Annotated in this window: 28 protein-coding genes and 2 pseudogenes; 8 read left to right on the top strand and 22 right to left on the bottom strand. The window is 52.0% G+C overall.

The window, feature by feature from the left end; genetic code table 11:
- Window positions 1-3: 3 nt before the first annotated feature.
- The 19 genes and pseudogenes from SK51_RS16855 to SK51_RS16775 all read right to left on the bottom strand — a co-directional run bounded on the left by SK51_RS16855 (window position 4) and on the right by SK51_RS16775 (window position 9123).
- On the bottom strand, window positions 4-1284 hold the full coding sequence (locus tag SK51_RS16855) for a site-specific integrase (protein ID WP_045345348.1): 1281 nt from the start codon (window positions 1282-1284) through the stop codon (window positions 4-6).
- Window positions 1285-1316: 32 nt separating this feature from the next.
- The gene (locus SK51_RS16850) at window positions 1317-1565 is read right to left on the bottom strand and encodes an excisionase family protein (protein WP_022650951.1); all 249 of its coding nucleotides are present in this window, start codon (window positions 1563-1565) and stop codon (window positions 1317-1319) included.
- A 108-nt stretch (window positions 1566-1673) separates the two neighbouring features.
- Entirely contained in the window at window positions 1674-1904 is a 231-nt protein-coding gene (locus SK51_RS16845) for a hypothetical protein (RefSeq protein ID WP_048206849.1), read from the bottom strand.
- A gap of 42 nt (window positions 1905-1946) precedes the next feature.
- On the bottom strand, window positions 1947-2438 hold the full coding sequence (locus tag SK51_RS16840) for an HNH endonuclease (RefSeq protein WP_047355337.1): 492 nt from the start codon (window positions 2436-2438) through the stop codon (window positions 1947-1949).
- On the bottom strand, window positions 2438-2656 hold the full coding sequence (locus tag SK51_RS16835; protein ID WP_048207232.1) for a TraR/DksA family transcriptional regulator: 219 nt from the start codon (window positions 2654-2656) through the stop codon (window positions 2438-2440). Before SK51_RS16835 ends, SK51_RS16840 begins: the two co-directional genes overlap by 1 nt.
- A 266-nt stretch (window positions 2657-2922) precedes the next feature.
- Entirely contained in the window at window positions 2923-3114 is a 192-nt protein-coding gene (locus tag SK51_RS16830; RefSeq protein ID WP_048206847.1) for a DUF1382 family protein, read from the bottom strand.
- Window positions 3111-3407: a DUF4406 domain-containing protein gene (locus SK51_RS16825; RefSeq protein WP_048206846.1), complete on the bottom strand. Its 297-nt coding sequence runs from the start codon at window positions 3405-3407 to the stop codon at window positions 3111-3113. The genes SK51_RS16830 and SK51_RS16825 overlap by 4 nt, the downstream gene beginning before the upstream one ends.
- Entirely contained in the window at window positions 3404-3622 is a 219-nt protein-coding gene (locus tag SK51_RS16820) for a hypothetical protein (protein WP_006176198.1), read from the bottom strand. The genes SK51_RS16825 and SK51_RS16820 overlap by 4 nt, the downstream gene beginning before the upstream one ends.
- Window positions 3619-4221 carry a phage N-6-adenine-methyltransferase gene (locus tag SK51_RS25790; RefSeq protein WP_242447805.1) on the bottom strand — a complete coding sequence of 201 codons (603 nt, stop codon included), beginning with the start codon at window positions 4219-4221 and terminating at the stop codon, window positions 3619-3621. The genes SK51_RS16820 and SK51_RS25790 overlap by 4 nt, the downstream gene beginning before the upstream one ends.
- 36 nt (window positions 4222-4257) lie before the next feature.
- Window positions 4258-5586 (bottom strand): annotated as a pseudogene (locus tag SK51_RS16815) (DNA cytosine methyltransferase); the annotation flags it as partial.
- Entirely contained in the window at window positions 5583-5747 is a 165-nt protein-coding gene (locus SK51_RS25455) for a hypothetical protein (protein ID WP_169804874.1), read from the bottom strand. The pseudogene SK51_RS16815 and the gene SK51_RS25455, both read right to left, overlap by 4 nt.
- Window positions 5744-6172, bottom strand: a complete 429-nt coding sequence (locus tag SK51_RS16810; RefSeq protein ID WP_048206845.1) for a hypothetical protein — start codon at window positions 6170-6172, stop codon at window positions 5744-5746. Before SK51_RS16810 ends, SK51_RS25455 begins: the two co-directional genes overlap by 4 nt.
- Window positions 6169-6849, bottom strand: coding sequence for a lambda exonuclease family protein (locus SK51_RS16805; protein ID WP_048206844.1), 681 nt, complete (start codon window positions 6847-6849; stop codon window positions 6169-6171). The genes SK51_RS16810 and SK51_RS16805 overlap by 4 nt, the downstream gene beginning before the upstream one ends.
- Complete coding sequence (locus tag SK51_RS16800) at window positions 6846-7763, bottom strand: recombinase RecT (protein ID WP_048206843.1); 918 nt, start codon at window positions 7761-7763, stop codon at window positions 6846-6848. The genes SK51_RS16805 and SK51_RS16800 overlap by 4 nt, the downstream gene beginning before the upstream one ends.
- A gap of 9 nt (window positions 7764-7772) precedes the next feature.
- Window positions 7773-8051, bottom strand: a complete 279-nt coding sequence (gene gamL / locus SK51_RS16795) for a host nuclease inhibitor GamL (protein ID WP_048206842.1) — start codon at window positions 8049-8051, stop codon at window positions 7773-7775.
- A gap of 72 nt (window positions 8052-8123) precedes the next feature.
- Window positions 8124-8333 carry a cell division protein FtsZ gene (locus tag SK51_RS16790; RefSeq protein WP_048206841.1) on the bottom strand — a complete coding sequence of 70 codons (210 nt, stop codon included), beginning with the start codon at window positions 8331-8333 and terminating at the stop codon, window positions 8124-8126.
- The gene (locus SK51_RS25450; protein WP_048206839.1) at window positions 8330-8488 is read right to left on the bottom strand and encodes a hypothetical protein; all 159 of its coding nucleotides are present in this window, start codon (window positions 8486-8488) and stop codon (window positions 8330-8332) included. Before SK51_RS25450 ends, SK51_RS16790 begins: the two co-directional genes overlap by 4 nt.
- 1 nt (window position 8489) lies before the next feature.
- Window positions 8490-8699, bottom strand: coding sequence for a hypothetical protein (locus SK51_RS16780; RefSeq protein ID WP_047717799.1), 210 nt, complete (start codon window positions 8697-8699; stop codon window positions 8490-8492).
- A 148-nt stretch (window positions 8700-8847) separates the two neighbouring features.
- Window positions 8848-9123 carry a hypothetical protein gene (locus SK51_RS16775; RefSeq protein ID WP_048206837.1) on the bottom strand — a complete coding sequence of 92 codons (276 nt, stop codon included), beginning with the start codon at window positions 9121-9123 and terminating at the stop codon, window positions 8848-8850.
- Window positions 9124-9688: 565 nt separating this feature from the next.
- Between SK51_RS16775 and SK51_RS16770 the strand changes: the two genes are divergently transcribed.
- The gene (locus SK51_RS16770; protein WP_048206836.1) at window positions 9689-9886 is read left to right on the top strand and encodes a hypothetical protein; all 198 of its coding nucleotides are present in this window, start codon (window positions 9689-9691) and stop codon (window positions 9884-9886) included.
- Between the two features lie 26 nt (window positions 9887-9912).
- On the opposite strand, the gene SK51_RS16765 is transcribed toward SK51_RS16770, so the two are convergent.
- The 3 genes from SK51_RS16765 to SK51_RS16755 all read right to left on the bottom strand — a co-directional run bounded on the left by SK51_RS16765 (window position 9913) and on the right by SK51_RS16755 (window position 12008).
- Window positions 9913-10689, bottom strand: a complete 777-nt coding sequence (locus SK51_RS16765) for a DUF1828 domain-containing protein (RefSeq protein ID WP_048206834.1) — start codon at window positions 10687-10689, stop codon at window positions 9913-9915.
- Window positions 10677-11219: a hypothetical protein gene (locus tag SK51_RS16760; protein WP_048206833.1), complete on the bottom strand. Its 543-nt coding sequence runs from the start codon at window positions 11217-11219 to the stop codon at window positions 10677-10679. Before SK51_RS16760 ends, SK51_RS16765 begins: the two co-directional genes overlap by 13 nt.
- 78 nt (window positions 11220-11297) lie before the next feature.
- A complete protein-coding gene (locus SK51_RS16755) occupies window positions 11298-12008 on the bottom strand; it encodes a LexA family protein (RefSeq protein ID WP_023303585.1) in 711 nt (236 codons plus the stop codon).
- Window positions 12009-12115: 107 nt separating this feature from the next.
- Between SK51_RS16755 and SK51_RS25330 the strand changes: the two genes are divergently transcribed.
- The 7 genes and pseudogenes from SK51_RS25330 (at window position 12116) to SK51_RS16720 (ending at window position 14683) form a co-directional block, all read left to right on the top strand.
- Window positions 12116-12208 (top strand): Cro/CI family transcriptional regulator, encoded by a 93-nt coding sequence (locus SK51_RS25330; protein ID WP_226876809.1) that lies wholly within the window; start codon window positions 12116-12118, stop codon window positions 12206-12208.
- Window positions 12184-13068 (top strand): annotated as a pseudogene (locus tag SK51_RS16750) (DnaB-like helicase C-terminal domain-containing protein); the annotation flags it as partial. The gene SK51_RS25330 and the pseudogene SK51_RS16750, both read left to right, overlap by 25 nt.
- Complete coding sequence (locus SK51_RS16745; RefSeq protein ID WP_048206832.1) at window positions 13068-13367, top strand: hypothetical protein; 300 nt, start codon at window positions 13068-13070, stop codon at window positions 13365-13367. The pseudogene SK51_RS16750 and the gene SK51_RS16745, both read left to right, overlap by 1 nt.
- A complete protein-coding gene (locus SK51_RS16740; RefSeq protein ID WP_048206831.1) occupies window positions 13364-13612 on the top strand; it encodes a hypothetical protein in 249 nt (82 codons plus the stop codon). The genes SK51_RS16745 and SK51_RS16740 overlap by 4 nt, the downstream gene beginning before the upstream one ends.
- Entirely contained in the window at window positions 13609-13905 is a 297-nt protein-coding gene (locus SK51_RS16735; protein WP_017693170.1) for a DUF4406 domain-containing protein, read from the top strand. Before SK51_RS16740 ends, SK51_RS16735 begins: the two co-directional genes overlap by 4 nt.
- Complete coding sequence (locus tag SK51_RS23625; RefSeq protein WP_053072951.1) at window positions 13902-14444, top strand: DUF551 domain-containing protein; 543 nt, start codon at window positions 13902-13904, stop codon at window positions 14442-14444. Before SK51_RS16735 ends, SK51_RS23625 begins: the two co-directional genes overlap by 4 nt.
- Window positions 14444-14683: a hypothetical protein gene (locus SK51_RS16720; RefSeq protein WP_048206830.1), complete on the top strand. Its 240-nt coding sequence runs from the start codon at window positions 14444-14446 to the stop codon at window positions 14681-14683. The genes SK51_RS23625 and SK51_RS16720 overlap by 1 nt, the downstream gene beginning before the upstream one ends.
- Window positions 14684-14834 lie beyond the last annotated feature (151 nt).

The raw sequence follows: 14834 nt of genomic DNA, 5'->3' as shown, positions 1-14834 counted from the left end.
AGGTTATGCGGTTTTTCTATGGGGCATCAGTGGGGCATTTTGAGTAAAAGACGCGTTCAAAATGCCCACCTGGTCATGGTTATTCTCGGTCATCCATTTACCGTAAACCGTGAAGAGCATTTGCGCTGACGAATGGCCCATCTGGTGCGCAACGAAGTTTGGATTCGCTCCAGCTACCAGTGCCCAGCAAGCATATGTGTTTCTGGTTTCATAAGATCGTCTTTGCCGGACGCCTGCACGACGCAGGGCAGTGCGCCAGGCCGAATTAATAGACCCGGGAACGTAGCACATTGTCTTCTTGCCGTTCATTGAAGTAATGGACGGGGAGAATATAAAGGTGCATTCGTCAGTTCTCTTTTTCTTGTATTCCCGTAGGCTGACGCTTACCTTGTGGGATGCCATCATTCTGGTCAGTGGCATTTGCGCCTTGAGGGCATCAATTGCTGGCTGGGTCAGCTGTATTGTTCGAATCCCGGCGTTGGTTTTTGGCAGGGTGAAGTTTCCCTTCAGGGAATAGTTCCGTGACACTGTAACAGTCCAGTTGACAGTATCCACATCCTCCCAGGATAACGCGCTTAGTTCGCCATGCCTGACGCCTGTATTTACCGCAAAGATAACCATATTCTGAAACTGTAGCGTTGGGCAGGCCGCAACCACTCTCTGATACTCATCAGAAGTAAGAGGATCTGGAATGGGTCTTTCTTTTGCGAGAGGGGTAATACCTGCCATCAGATCGGTTTTCAGGTATCCACTTTTGAAAGCAAAGCCAAGCATCCCGCCAAGACATGCCATATAACTATTGACGGTAGGAACGCTTCTTCCTTTTTTGGGTGGATGATTCAGTCCATGCCTGGTTTTCTGCCAGCCGTTCAGTAGCTCCTTCCTGGCGCTAAGGATATCTTCAGTGTTCAGGCTGCCGATGTACCTGTGCTCACCAATAGTTTCGATGGTTGTTGTGAGGTGGCAATCGTAACGCCGCAAAGTCCCGAGACTAAGCTCCATCTCCTTAAGTCCGAGCCATTTCGATTTCAGTTCAAGTAGGGAGATTTGCTTTCTGACAGTGCTGAATTTCTCTGCGTTCGATGAATCCGGGAATTGTGAGGCATAATTGAATGTGCCTGTCTTTATCGCAAAGCAGACTGAAGCCCGAAGCTCGCCTGCCATTTTCCTGTTTTTTGGCGTGTCAGGAACGCCGAGATTTTCCCTGACACGCTTTCCCTGATATATGAACCATATGCGTAACGATTCGCCATGAACCTCTACGCCTGTTGGGTATGCTGCCATAATCATTCCTCGTTTGATGTGCCAAAGGACATTTAAGCAGATATTCTCCGGCGTTTCGCTGGGCTTTGGTGCTCGATCCAGTGGTTTATCTCATCGCGGTTATACATGATTGGGCTGTTTTGCTTAGGTGCCATATCAGGGGCAACATGGCGATAATGCTTTCCTTCCATCCAGGTAGACCGGCGGGCATGCTGAATCATGTGCTTTGACATGCCGGTTGTCGCAGTTAAAAGTTCCTCTGTGACCCATTTATTCGGTACCAACTGAATAATGTCGCTCATGGTTTTCTCCAGGCAAAAAGAAGCCGCCCGTAGGCGGCAATAACATCAAGGGATGTGAGGCGGTGCTTTCGCACCCAATAGCCAGCTCATAACTGGCTATCAGTTGCGTCAGTCATCTTCGTCTTCGTCCCAGCCCTCGTCGTAATATGGCGAGGCGAGGAGTGGGTTTGTTGCGGAAAGTATTTCACCAGCGGCACCCTGGCGTTGAAGTCGACGAAGCGCTTCGTATAGCTCGAAAGCCTCGGTTCGCTCATCACCTATATCGAGGGAGCACGCCACTTTGTGCGCCTCGGTAACCAGGGTTGATAGCTGGTTTCGTATGTCCTGAATGGTGCTCATAATTCTCCTTACGCCGCACGCTGGGCGCGCAGCGATCTGTATTTATCGTGCTGAAAATTCGCCGAAGTGAGTTTCTTCACCTTTTTTTCTGGCCGCTATCGCATCTTCTTTTTGCTTGAAATATCCAAGGCTTTTCATTTTTCCGTTCACCTTGATGTGAGCTCGCCACTTTCCTCTTCTCTCCTCATAAGAAACTCCTGCGACACCGGAAGTGTTGTTTGATGCGACGGAACGATTCATGGTGTTTTGGAGTGGGGTTACTTCGCGTAAATTGCAGAATCTGTTGTCTCGAGGGTTTCTATTTATGTGGTCGATGTAACTTTTCGGCCAACTTCCAGTCATGAGAAGAAATGCTATTCGGTGGGCCTTAATAAGCTTCCTGTGCACTTGGATGGTGAGATAACCAAGTCTGTCAGTATTTCCTGCTAAATTACCGGCAGACTGATTTCCCCATTTGATCTTCCATCTAAACTCACCAGTTTCCGGATTGTAAGAAAGCAGTTTTTCTACCTCCTCACGAGTGATATCTGGCATCACACCCCCCTCTGCTTATTCTTCAACTCGATAACACCCTGGCAATCCGCGCACGTCTGGCAGCCGGGAACGGCAACGCGCCGCGGCTCGGGTATTGGTTCGTCGCATTCTTCACAACGCTCAGCTGATACGGCGTTACGGTTGAGCCGGTGAGCGGAAAGGGCAGCGTTACGCTGAAGCTCTTCAATCTCTGCTGCGGTGTCGATGATGTCAGCAATTTCGTGCTCTCCTGCGTTTCTTGGCGGCTCGACGCGCCGCTGCAATGCCAGTCTTCCCGCCGCTAACCGGGTAGCTATTTCCGGTACATAGAGAAGGGGGAATTTCTGCGATGCTGCACGGTTTAATCGAAGCCAGAGTGCCGGCCATGACAGCTAATGCTATGGATGTTCGTTTCATGGGTGCTCCCGGAACTGTCGGTTAATTCGGTTGAAGGTGAACGCCAGCAATAAAAAAGGAGCCTTAAGCTCCCTGGTGATTAGTGCTTTCATGCTGCACCGCCTTCATTCTTCTCGGCTTCGACAGCCATCTGCTCAAGCCGTCGAGATAGCTCGGCGGCCAGCGTCTGGAACTCCTCCTCTGTAGCTACCGGGATCGGCACAAAGCGAATCCCGATGTGTGCGAGGTTGTTGGCGATTTCGAGGCTCTTCCTCAAATCAACGGGTGAGGCTCTGTTCATGCGGCGCGTTCCTCTTCCTGGAAGATAATTTCCATTTCCAGCTTCTCGGCCAGGGCATTCTCCGCTCGGGCACCAGCGGAGTGCTCCCAGCCTTCAAGCATGTAGATAGCATCAGCACAGCGAAGCATTGCCAGGCAGATGTCCATGTACTCGCCCTGGGTTAATCCATCTGGTAGACGGGCGGGATTCAGAACAATATGGCCTTTCGACCAGAGATGAAAATGCGCATGGTTAAAAGCGGCGCGGTTAAAATTAGGTAGGCCGCTCATGGGCCCGGCAATATAAACTTTCACGATTCCACTCCGAAGCGGCGATTAAGCCGCCCTGTGTATACGACGAACTCCAGGAGGCTAACTCCCAGAGCTTCAATTTTCTTGTGATGCTTGTTGATGATGGGAGGCACCGTTTCGTTCCAGTTAGGCTTTGGCTTCTTGCGCATGGCCTGCTGGATTTCCTCGGTGCAGCGGCGGCAGGCTGCGCGGATGGCGTTGTCTGTTTCTGGCGTCATGCGGCCTCCCGGCGGGCGAGAAGTTTCGCCCCGAAAGCCATCAGCTCGTCCCGGTCCACAGTTGCGAAGTGGCAGTGTGTACGCGGGTACGGTCGCCAGATGATGAGCATCGACCCTTTGTTGTTGCCGCTTACCGGCTTACCGGTGACCGGGTTGATAAATGCCAGCCGCCCTGCTGTGATGAAGCGCACCTCGCTGGCTGTCTGGATAGCCTCTTTGAACCAGCCAACCGAAGTGTCTGCCGGCACCAGCATTACCGTGCCGATCTGATTGGCGCTCTCGGCGGCAGCCTTCTTAACGAACGGCGTGATGTCGCTATAAGGTGGGTTCAGCCAGACGTAGCCAGGAACATTCAGGTAATCAGCCCAGGGCGTTTCCAGCGTGTTCTGCTCGGCGGTGATGAACTTCCGGCACAGTGCGTTATGAGGCGCCGCGGCGGCATCAAGCTGGAAGCAGAACTCAGCATCAAGGGAAGCGAAGAGGGCTGGTGGAGTGCGCCAGAGGTCGCGCTGGTCGAGCGGTGTTTTACTCCCGCCATAATCACCATTCAACTTCTCTGCTGGCAGCGCTGCGGCGATGCGCTCACCAATCCAGCGCATTACCGGTACTGCCATGCTGTTGCCGATGGCTTTATATCGGGGCCCGTCCGGGCATTCAGCAGCATCCTTCCCGCGCCAGCCGATCAGAGTGTGATTATCAGGAAATCCCTGAAGGCGCTCGCACTCAATTGGAGTTAGGCGGCGAACTTGCATTCCATACGCAACACCATGCTGATCTGACTTAGTCAATGTGTAACCCACCTCTTTGCAGTAACCCGTTCCGTTACCGCCATTTTCTGGCGCGCGACCAATGGTATTACCTGCAATGGCTATCGCAGGAGGCTGGCCGCTATTGGCATGGCTTTTATCGTGGTTTCCTGCGCGTATCGTTGGCGATAAATCCGACGTCGCATCTGCGCCATTATCTTTGTAGCTAAATGCGATGCAGGCGTTTTCTTGTCCGTTGTTGCGGCCAAGTGTGTGCGCAAGTTCTCGGTTAATGTCTGGATCTTGAGTTCCATGAACGACATAAGTTTCCAAATCCTCGGCAGTGCTGTCGTTTTCTTTTGCAAGAAGAGTTCGGGAAACATCAGAGTAAGAATCTGATACGAGCCCGGAACCGCGCTGGCTAAACAATTCCTGATTACTAGCGCCGATTCCGCCAATATTGTTGGATTGATTCAGGGTTGGGTGGGGGTTTGCTGGGTTATCCCAGTGACTACCGACTTTAGAGCGTTCTCCAGCATTTCTGGCAATTTCCGGTTGCGATTCTCGGCGCGGCGGAGTATCCCGGCGCACGCTGTCGAGCTCAAAAAGTACCGCTGCGGGATCGAATCCTTTTCGAGCACTTGCGACAACGAACACACGGCGGCGTCGTTGGGCCACTCCGAAAAATTGAGCATCAAGGACGCGCCAGGCGATAATCCTTTCTGGTCCAGACACACAACCTGCGTGCGTCCATTTTTCCCCTGCTGGCTGCAACTCACTGCTTTCTCCGGCAAGTCCTGCCAGAAAGCACCCGAAGGCATTGTCTTTGCTGCTGAGCACGCCGGGGACGTTTTCCCAGACGATGATTGCTTCTGGATCACCGCGTTCGCGGCGCTTTGCGTCGATTGCATTGGCTAATTCCACATAAGAGAGAGTTAACTGCCCGCGGTCATCAGACAGGCCTTCACGTAAGCCGGCGATGCTGAATGCCTGGCAAGGCGTACCACCGACCAGAACATCAGGCGCTTCGACATCACCAGCGCGCACCGCATCGGCGATTTTGGTCATGTCGCCGAGGTTGGTTACTTCCGGCCAGTGATGGGCGAGGACTGCGGATGGGAACGGTTCGATTTCAGAGAACCAGGCAGGTTTCCAGCCGATGGGTTCCCACGCTTTACTGGCAGCTTCGATACCACTGCACACGCTTCCGTATTTCATGATGCACGCTCCGGATCGTTAACATCCCAGCCATTACGCTCAATATTGGTTTGCAGCCGCTTATCTCCTACCTCTTCAATGCAGCGGCCGGTAATCTCAGCGACTTCAGCGTTTGAGTGTCGCCACAGCAGCGCCAGCTCTTCGAGAGACCACGCTTTCATAGCACTGACTCCATTTCGTCGATGTAGAGGCCCTGAGCAATCAGTCGGCTACGGCGGGCGGCACGTGCTATGCACTCCTGCCGTCTACCTTCCTGCGACTGCTCTATTGCGCGCCGGGTGAATAGCCGCGATTTGCCCTGTGGTGTTACGACTTTTGGCTTCGTGACCAGGTCGAATGTCCGGTCGCAGATGCCGTCTTCGTTGAGCCATTTCTCAGTCTCAACGATCTGCGCTATCTGTCCGGAGCCGCGGGTAATGCCGTTGGCGACCCGGTTAAACTCAATCAGCGTTACGCCAAACTTCTCAGCGATTTCGCTGCCCGTTACCGGGCGGCCACGCGTCTGAATCATCCAGATAACGCGTTCACGGAGGCCGGAGAATTGTCCGGTACGCCCGGGCCTGCGATAGAAGGGTGTGCGTTTCATTTCCACTGCTCCCCGAACGTGAAGCCAATTTCCGCCAGCGCTTCGTCCATCTTCTCGATGAACTCCGGCACCATTTCGTTGAAATTGGTCATGTATTGCGGATCCCGCTCAACGACGACGTGGTGAATGCCTTCGCGTTTCATGCGCGGGTCGTAGTTGGCAAAGAACCAGGCTTCTTTCCCGGTCACCCACATGCTGTACTGCACCTGGGCCATGTACGCAGACTTGATGGCTTCGAAACCGCCAAGGCGGAATTTCATGAAGTCGCGAGAGGTGAAAGGGCATTTAAGCTCAAGGCCGAACCCATTACTGCACAGGCCGTCAGGGGAGCACGCGGTGCGCATGCTCTCGTCACGGAACAAGATCGGAGACTCCGTGACTTTCACGTCAGTGGTGAACTCGAAGAGGGTGCGGGCGTCTTCTTCGTACTGCTTGCCCCAGGCCAGCGCCTTGGCGTTAACCTCTGGCGCGACGCCGGTGCATACCTCGGCGAGCAGCGTGTGGAAGTAGGACATTTTCATGTCTGCCCACTTCTTGCCCGATCTTGGCTTGGATATGACGTTGTGCACTTCAGAGGCAGTAATGACGCCAAGGCGCAGCCGGTGCCACGCCTCATCGCCTTGCTGGATAGTAGTTACGTCGATACCGGTCCGGGCCAGGATAATTTCTGGTGTCATGCTGCCGCCTTTTGCCTGAGGAACCCGAGAGCCTTAACACCTTCCACTTCTGTTAGGTCGGCTGGCTGCGAGATAGGGCGTTTGAAAATGCGTGAACAGAGAGGGAGAAGATCGGCATCCCATGTCTTATCCAAAGAGACAAGCAGGTCGTTTATCTCTTTCTGCGTGGCTTCGCTAAGCGGCGTTATATCGCGCTCAGGCTGACGCTCTGCTGTAAAGTTGATACCTTCTTCGCCCTCGGTGTTAACGTGGTCTATGGCGGCGTCCAGGCGCTCACGGCGAGGCCAGTATTTTGCTGCCTGCTTTACGACTGTTTTGAGGATCATCTGTTCTTCGTCAGTGACCCATGGACACTTTTTACTGTTGTCAGATTTGTACTTCTTCCATGCTTCAGACCGGTCACGGATGGAGTAGATGGCATCGATGCGCATCGTATGGGTGAGGTAATCACCATCGTCAGTTTTTACCGTTACATACGCGCCTACGATGTCCCCGCGCTGCTCTTCAGTATCGAAGTCGTTGTAGATGTGGATCGGCGGCTTATCGAGCCCCTCGCGGCGGAACTGATCGTTTCTGCGAACAATTGCCGACTGGCACCACTTAATGGCGCCAGACTGCTGTGCAATATGCATCAGGCCCATGTAACTGATGTCGAGGCAAACTGCCCCTTTACGCGGAACCAGGTAAGCCAGCTTCTGAGCCGGGTTTAGCGAAATGCCGATGGCCGCAACGTTGACGATCGCGTTCTGCGTGCTGGTCTGGTTCTGGAATGCAACTTTCGCGAGGTAGTCATTGTTCTGAAATAGCTGGATGGCGAACTGGCTTTCCTTCGCCCACACCATCCGCTCGTCAGTGGCCGCCTTAATGAAAAGCGGCTCCTGTTGTTTGACGAAATCAACAAGGGTTAAGCTCATGATCACTCCTTAGAACGGGCAGGGCGCTTGGCGCTGCCATTCTTCTTCGGCACGGGCATATGCGCAGGCCGTTATGTATTCGTTGTATGCCTCTTCGGCCTTTTCTCCGATAAGCGCAAACTGGGCTTCCTGGGGCAGGAACAGGCTACTCATTTGCAGAGCATATTTCGGGAACATGGCGATCAGTTCTTTCGCCCGGTTGTCGATCCACATCTCCTTCTCGTCGGTGAGCTGCTGCTCAACCCAGCGCCGATCTTCGATTCGGTCGTAAGTGAGGTATGCGTTCATGGCTGAACTCCTGAAATTTGGATGTGCAGATCCCGCCCGCATTGAGCCAGGCCGATCGGTTGAATAGGGTGGTTAGTGCTGGATAGGGTTTCCGTGACCGTCCAGAAGAACGTCAATCACGCAGTCACTGAGGCGGATGATTTCTGCATCGGTGTGCAGGTAGACCCATTTACGCTCCTGAATGACTGCTGAGACGCGATAGGCCCGGCCTTCATGCATTGCCATCATCCCGGGCGTGACGCACTGGCGAATGAGCGGGGTGGTGCCGTAGTGGTTGATCATGCCTTCACCTCAACCTGTTCCAGGAGGTCAGCCAGCTTCATGTGCCAGCGGTTCAGCGTCAGCTTTTCACGCGGGTTCGATACCGACGTCAGCTGCCACTCGTTATCGTTGAGCTTTTTGGCTGTGTACTGCTTGCCGTTGTGGGTGACTGTCATCTCACACCACCTTGAATAAGAACCAGCCCATACCGCACACAATCAGGCCCACAATGGTTATTGCGGAAGACATGCGTACATGGTCAATGGCTAGTTTTGAAAGTGGCTGGCGATGCTCTTTTTTCGTCAGCGAGTTGATTGCTATGCCGAGCAGAAATGTCCCGACAAACCATAAGGCGTATATCTTTAAGCCAAACTCCAAATCACTCATAAATCCTCTTGGCCTTATCGCGGCGAACGGAACGGTTAATACAAGACTTCAACGCATTTATTCAGTGTTTCAATGGGCGGTGGATGGCCGCCGGTTGTCATAACTTGAGCCACTCGTAAATGACCCCAGGTATGAAAAAAGCCGCTGGTTAGGCGGCTTTAGCTTCAATGTGTTGAATCAGCTTCCAGTCGTTGCTGGTTGAAGAGTGCTGGTAGTAGTCCCAGCACTCATCGTCTGCTGTGTTGGCATTACATGTTTCTGCGTAACTGATGGCTTCTTGCTCAGAACCAAAAACATCGTTTGAATACCGGCATTTGCCATCATCATGGACAAACAAAACATCAAACCTTGGCTCGTCATAATCAGCAGAGATATCCCGAACATTGAAGCCCTTTAAAATCTCTTGTCCGCTACTTGTTTTCATCGCCTTACCCTCTGTCGTTACCCGCTGATGCGGGAGAAATGCTTTGGTGGTGTGGCGGCTGGAGTCGAACCAGCTTCCATCGGTGCGATGCCGATTGCAGTGCGCGCAGCGTTCCGCTACATGACTAGTATTTTCACAGCCGCCTATCTGCTAGCTCGCCGTTGAGCTTCACCACACCCCAAAACATTCCCTGTATTGGTCAGCGCCAACTCCCTGCCAGTGTTGCCCGTTCTCACGCCGTTCTCGCTCTCGCGCGGGGATACTCTCTCACCGACCGGATCTCACCCGGTGATACAGCACGTTTTCGTGTAGGGGTCTTAACAGGTCATTGACGCTGTAAATCTGCATGTTGTTAAAAAGCAGGCGACTTGCTATCCGCCGCTGGCTAACTTCGCTCAGCTGTCGATGTTTCGTTTCGATGGGTTAACAATACTAGCGGTATTAATATATAGCAATACCGCCAGTATTAATAAATCTTTGATTAATACTAAGAGTATGAATTTGATGTGATTTTATTTTTGTAAATACCAGTGCTACGCTTAAAAAAACAGCAGGAGGGATGTGCATGGTTCTGGATGAAGAGCGTATAAGCATGAAAATTCAGGCGATGGGGCGGGCGGTCATGGAGTTGTCACTGGCAGATTTACCTATGACCCAGCAAAACATCATCGACAAGCTGGAACGGTACCGGAAGGAAACGGGAAACGTGATAGGTAAGGGTGTGAACAGGGATGCAGCTGAGATAGTGCGGAAGGGCAAATAAAAACCCGGCGCAGTGGCCGGGGTAGTTTAAGCGACGAGTGATTCTATCCAAGTGTGCCTGCTGTGGAAAGGAAGCACTAAAGCTGTATCATTGAAAAGCAATGATAACTGCTGTAATTCAGGTGTTAACCCATCACTATCAACAATCACAAATCTGTTGCTTATGGCTGGGACCGCCTGGCTTAAATCTACGATTTTCCCCACGGTTGAGTGAGCGGTATTCCAGCCTTTACTGCTGGATAAGCTGACTGTAAATCCTCGCTTTGGAGCTACAAGTGGGGACTCATTTCTTAAGGTTAATGGAACGGTGATATTATGCCCGCTAATGCCCCGCACCTTCTCTTTTAGTGCCAACCTTGTACCAAGTCCTACGGATTTTAGATAACTAATCACGCATTTTTCAAACTTGTCATCTTTAACTTCCGCATACCAATCTGCAGTTTGAGCAGATGCCAGCAACCCACCTCTTATGACGCTTGCCGTAACCTGCCCAACTGAAAGCTCATCGGCCCAGGCGGATATTTCGCCAGCATCATTCAAAGTGATCCCCTGCGATGCGAGCGATGACCTTATCAAGTCAATTTTCTTTTTTGTCAGGTGGATGCCTCGAGCCTCGATGTTCATCAACGTGTCGCAGTAATCAGTGATCCTATACTGACCACTCATTTCCTGAACAAATACGCTTATGTGCTCGCTATCGTCATAGTAAGTGAATGGGCTAACAACGCGCAGCAACGTGTCGCTCATTGGGTGGCATTCAAACCCGAGCTTAGATATTACTGTTGAACACGTTACATTTCCCATGATAGCTGACCTGATTTGTCTTGATTTGGTAAAGGCGGCTGGCCTTCATAAGTGATATTAAGCGCCCGACAGAAATAATTCCAGTAGCCCAAAAAGTCATCCGGGCTAATGTCGGTATCGAGTTTTAGTGCTATCTCCTCGCCGGCCGCTTCGAAGTACATGTGATAGTGCGGGCCGCGAGCAACCTCAACAAAGTCCGGATGATTAATTATAGATTTATTGCGGTGAGGCTTGTTATCAGCTGGGTATGGGTCGAGAGCATAAATCCGCTTATCATGAAAAAACATGACAAAAGAAAGCTTGACGATATCAACACCTTCAACGATAGGTGCACGCCAATGCAGCATGAATCTTACGCCAGTAATTGGGTTGCCATTACCATCAAAAGCCTTGAGATCCAACTTAAACCAGATCGGAGTTCGTCCCTCACTACCATTCCAAGTAACACCGTTAAAGGTTACTTTTTTGGGGCGAGAAATGGCCTGATCAACCTCTTTCTGAGTAGGCTTAAAGTCACCTTTTTTAGCCACTGATTGATATCATCCTGAATATTATTGTCTTGTGAGCGCTTATAGTCGCTCAATCTCTACTCACCAGCTATACGCCGATCAGACCAGCCGCATCTTCGTCTCTACAGCAACACCGATAATTCGACAGTTACCATTCACCGCTACCAATGGCCACTGTGGATTTAAACCCTTCAGGTACTTCTGCGCACCGTCGATCACTAACTTCTTAAATGTTGCCTCGTTCGAATCGGATAGCTTTGCTATTACCAGACTGCCGTTGATTGCCTCGCGCCCAGTATCGAAGAGGACAAAGGTTCCTTCTGGGATGCTAAGACCCGCCGGTGCTGTCATTGAGTCACCATCAACCTGCAGCCAGAACGCCTCCCCCTGAATGTGAGCATCTGATTCAAGCCAAAGGTCGATATCTTTAAGGGTGTACGGCTCAACCGCTTCACACCAGGCGCCCGCCTGAACTTTGCTAATCACCGGATATTTTGAGCCAGGTGAATAATGCCCTGCGAAAGAAGTATTTTCCGACGCCACCGAGCTCATATCAGAGATATCCTTCGCAAGTGACGGGCTGAAATCAGAGACACTAATCCCAAGAAGCCTCGCAAAGACCGATGCTACCGCTGTATTTAAAGCGTTCCTTCCATTGAGATAATGGCCAACGGCACCCTGGGATATGTCCAGCGCGTCCGCAATGGATTGCTGAGTAATACCCAGTTCTTTTTTCTTCGCTTCGTAAAGGGCTTTTAAACGCTTTGAATCAGCCACTTGAGCGGGGGTGAGGATCTTTTTCTTTTCCATTATCAGATATTAATACCAAAGCTCATATTTTTAAAATACCGGCGGTATTGATTTATCTAATACTTGTGGTATTGTTTTTGTATTAACGGTAAGGAGCAACGCTAAACATGAAAATTTCACTCGCCGAGTATGTCGACGAAGTTGGCCAGGTAAAAGCAGCTGATGCCATTGGCGTCCATCAGGCGAACAGCGCGGCATGAGTACCGGTATCCCGTCACTCGACCGACTGCTGGCTCCTAAGGGTCTGGTGAAAGGTTCCCTGTTTGTGATTGGCGCAAGGCCAAAGATGGGCAAGACAACCTTGTACGGGCAGATGGCGATCAACTGCGCGGTTCGTGAGAAAAAACCAGCGCTGATGTTCAGCCTGGAAATGCCCAGCGACCAGATCCTCGAAAAGCTTGTTGGTCAGAAGTCCGGCGTAAATCCGAGCATTTTTTACATGCCCGCCACGGATGACGCCGATGATCAGTACCAGGGAGACTACGACGGCGACTTTAAGAAGGCGATCGCTACAGCCGGCCGACTGAGTGAAATCGACATGCTGTACATCGACGACACCCCAGGCCTGTCACTGGCGCACATCGTTAGCGAAAGTCGCCGAATCAAACGCGAGAAGGGCTGCGTAGGCATGATTCTGGTTGACTACCTGACGCTGATGACCGCCGAAAAAGCCGACCGTAATGATCTGGCTTACGGGATGATCACCAAAGGGTTGAAGAACCTCGCCAAAGAGCTTGGCTGCGTCGTCGTGCTGCTGACCCAGCTCAACCGTGAACTGGAGAAGCGAGTGAATAAACGCCCGTTGCCGAGCGATTCTCGCGACACAGGACAGATTGAGCAGGACTGCGACTACTGGGTTGGTATCCACCGAGAAGGTGCTTTCGATGACAGCGTTCCGCCTTGCGAAACGGAGTTAATCCTGCGACTCAACCGCCATGGCAGTACCGGCACGGTTTATTGCAATCAGATCAACGGGGCAATTTACGACACAGACCAGCATGCAGCCGCCGCAGAACGCCGCGGGCGCGAGCAGCAGCCGAAAAAGAAAGGGGGCTTCTGATGAAAGGCAAACAGGCAATTCTGCGTTATCTCGAAACGCACCGGACCTTCACCGCGAAGGATGTGGCCACAGAATGCGGCATGACCATCAACTGCATCACAAAGAACGCTATCGACCTAGAGCGGGCCCGCAAGATTGTCCGGGTAAGCAAGGTCTGGCGAACGGTGACTTATCGCCTGGCGACGTCGGAAGAGCAGGACGGAACCGCGCGCAGCTGCACCAACGGAATATTTCAGGAATGCCGCAACAGCCCGGCGATGAAACGAATTTTGATGGTTTGGGGGAGGGTAGGGGTATGAGCGAATGGAGTGATTATCGCTTGATGGTTAGGACCATGGCGAAGGGTAACGGTGTAACGCTCATCAGCATCGCCAAGCACTGCGGCGTATCGAACAGGAAACTTAATCAGATTCTCCAAGCGGGGCCATCCAAAGAACAGGAAGAACTCATAGCCGAAGCTCTGGGGTGCGCAGGGTGTGACCTTGCGGAAATCCACAGGCAAATTGGCGAGTTATCAGACAAGTACGGGAGGGCATGGGTATGAAAATTTACATCGCAGGACCAATGACGGGTTACGAAAACTACAACCGTCCGATGTTTAACGCAGTAGCACAGCAGATGTTATCAGGTGGTCATGTGGCATTAAATCCGGCCACGCTCCCGGATGGTTTATCTCAGCGTGAGTATATGGACATCTGCCTGGCGATGCTTCGCTGCGCCGACGCCATTCACATGCTGCATGGGTGGCAAGAGTCGGAAGGTGCCGTCGCTGAGCATGCCATGGCTAAAAAGTTGGGAATTAAAATTTCTTACCAATTTGAAGGAGCCGCCCAATGAGCAACATCGACAAACATGCCGTCCAAGCAGTTGCCGATTTGAAAGCTGGTTACACCCTCGGTCACGCTGATGTGGCAATCCTGAACGAGCTGGCGCGTATAGCACTGGCATCGCTCGAAGTGGAGCCTGTGGCGTACATGTACAAAGACAATCTTCACGCTGATGCTCGGTTTAGCCTGCATACAAGATTTGGCAACTGGTCTCAGGAAGATATCAACGAGTACGAAATTACAGAGATTCCACTCTACACCGCCCCGCCAACGGCGGTATCTGTGCCTGATGGATACAGGTTGCAGCCAATTTCTGAATATGACGCAATGTGCGCCGCCATGCTTCAGGGTGCCGAGCCTGTGCAGGGGTGGATTCGGTGCAGTGAGCGGATGCCGGAGCAATTTAAAGCCATTCTGGTATTCACTGAGTATGGAGAGATTTGGTCTGGGGCTTACGACAGATATTGGGATTTCTACTGCGATAATGTGCCTGTTGAATGCGTAACCCACTGGATGCCACTGCCAGCAGCACCGCAGCAGGAGGCGTGATGTACGACAAATATACTCTCAATCGCTGCGACGCAATGAAGTGGCTGGCTGAGCATTACCCAGTCTTTCCAGACAAGATGCCAGATGTGCCCCTAAAGGCTGACTGGTGTAGTGCCAACCTGTTTATGGGGTGGGGTTTCGTGATTTTGCTCGATGGCACCCTGGTGTTTGCTGACTGCCTATCGCCTCCAATCCGGGCGGAAGACATGGCAGGCTTCAAATTGCCCGATTTGGTGTAACTGCCATACAAGCGATATGGGAATCCCCATATCGACAGCCAGGGCCTCTCCGGAGGCCTTTTTCTCGCGTTGATTTTGTTGAATCAACCGTCCATAATCATGTCATCGGAGCTTGAACAACTCCGGTGACTTCTGCGCATTTAAGGGGACT

The sequence above is a fragment of the Enterobacter sp. MGH85 genome (assembly GCF_001037655.1).
Classification (GTDB): domain Bacteria; phylum Pseudomonadota; class Gammaproteobacteria; order Enterobacterales; family Enterobacteriaceae; genus Enterobacter; species Enterobacter intestinihominis.
Note: the sequence above shows the minus strand (reverse complement) of the source record. Positions and strands in the feature narration are given on the sequence as shown.

What these genes read in the sequence shown, in the direction of transcription:
- SK51_RS16780 (WP_047717799.1), bottom strand. Translation starts at nt 8,699, where the DNA reads ATGAGTGATTTGGAGTTTGGCTTAAAGATATACGCCTTATGGTTTGTC.
- SK51_RS16740 (WP_048206831.1), top strand. Translation starts at nt 13,364, where the DNA reads ATGAGCGAATGGAGTGATTATCGCTTGATGGTTAGGACCATGGCGAAG.
- SK51_RS16790 (WP_048206841.1), bottom strand. Translation starts at nt 8,333, where the DNA reads ATGATCAACCACTACGGCACCACCCCGCTCATTCGCCAGTGCGTCACG.
- SK51_RS16805 (WP_048206844.1), bottom strand. Translation starts at nt 6,849, where the DNA reads ATGACACCAGAAATTATCCTGGCCCGGACCGGTATCGACGTAACTACT.
- SK51_RS16735 (WP_017693170.1), top strand. Translation starts at nt 13,609, where the DNA reads ATGAAAATTTACATCGCAGGACCAATGACGGGTTACGAAAACTACAAC.
- SK51_RS16810 (WP_048206845.1), bottom strand. Translation starts at nt 6,172, where the DNA reads ATGAAACGCACACCCTTCTATCGCAGGCCCGGGCGTACCGGACAATTC.
- SK51_RS16855 (WP_045345348.1), bottom strand. Translation starts at nt 1,284, where the DNA reads ATGGCAGCATACCCAACAGGCGTAGAGGTTCATGGCGAATCGTTACGC.
- SK51_RS16770 (WP_048206836.1), top strand. Translation starts at nt 9,689, where the DNA reads ATGGTTCTGGATGAAGAGCGTATAAGCATGAAAATTCAGGCGATGGGG.
- gamL (WP_048206842.1), bottom strand. Translation starts at nt 8,051, where the DNA reads ATGAACGCATACCTCACTTACGACCGAATCGAAGATCGGCGCTGGGTT.
- SK51_RS23625 (WP_053072951.1), top strand. Translation starts at nt 13,902, where the DNA reads ATGAGCAACATCGACAAACATGCCGTCCAAGCAGTTGCCGATTTGAAA.
- SK51_RS16845 (WP_048206849.1), bottom strand. Translation starts at nt 1,904, where the DNA reads ATGAGCACCATTCAGGACATACGAAACCAGCTATCAACCCTGGTTACC.
- SK51_RS16800 (WP_048206843.1), bottom strand. Translation starts at nt 7,763, where the DNA reads ATGAGCTTAACCCTTGTTGATTTCGTCAAACAACAGGAGCCGCTTTTC.
- SK51_RS25330 (WP_226876809.1), top strand. Translation starts at nt 12,116, where the DNA reads ATGAAAATTTCACTCGCCGAGTATGTCGACGAAGTTGGCCAGGTAAAA.
- SK51_RS16830 (WP_048206847.1), bottom strand. Translation starts at nt 3,114, where the DNA reads ATGAACAGAGCCTCACCCGTTGATTTGAGGAAGAGCCTCGAAATCGCC.
- SK51_RS25450 (WP_048206839.1), bottom strand. Translation starts at nt 8,488, where the DNA reads ATGACAGTCACCCACAACGGCAAGCAGTACACAGCCAAAAAGCTCAAC.
- SK51_RS16850 (WP_022650951.1), bottom strand. Translation starts at nt 1,565, where the DNA reads ATGAGCGACATTATTCAGTTGGTACCGAATAAATGGGTCACAGAGGAA.
- SK51_RS16775 (WP_048206837.1), bottom strand. Translation starts at nt 9,123, where the DNA reads ATGAAAACAAGTAGCGGACAAGAGATTTTAAAGGGCTTCAATGTTCGG.
- SK51_RS25790 (WP_242447805.1), bottom strand. Translation starts at nt 4,221, where the DNA reads ATGCGCTGGATTGGTGAGCGCATCGCCGCAGCGCTGCCAGCAGAGAAG.
- SK51_RS16745 (WP_048206832.1), top strand. Translation starts at nt 13,068, where the DNA reads ATGAAAGGCAAACAGGCAATTCTGCGTTATCTCGAAACGCACCGGACC.
- SK51_RS16720 (WP_048206830.1), top strand. Translation starts at nt 14,444, where the DNA reads ATGTACGACAAATATACTCTCAATCGCTGCGACGCAATGAAGTGGCTG.
- SK51_RS25455 (WP_169804874.1), bottom strand. Translation starts at nt 5,747, where the DNA reads ATGAAAGCGTGGTCTCTCGAAGAGCTGGCGCTGCTGTGGCGACACTCA.
- SK51_RS16840 (WP_047355337.1), bottom strand. Translation starts at nt 2,438, where the DNA reads ATGCCAGATATCACTCGTGAGGAGGTAGAAAAACTGCTTTCTTACAAT.
- SK51_RS16755 (WP_023303585.1), bottom strand. Translation starts at nt 12,008, where the DNA reads ATGGAAAAGAAAAAGATCCTCACCCCCGCTCAAGTGGCTGATTCAAAG.
- SK51_RS16765 (WP_048206834.1), bottom strand. Translation starts at nt 10,689, where the DNA reads ATGGGAAATGTAACGTGTTCAACAGTAATATCTAAGCTCGGGTTTGAA.
- SK51_RS16820 (WP_006176198.1), bottom strand. Translation starts at nt 3,622, where the DNA reads ATGACGCCAGAAACAGACAACGCCATCCGCGCAGCCTGCCGCCGCTGC.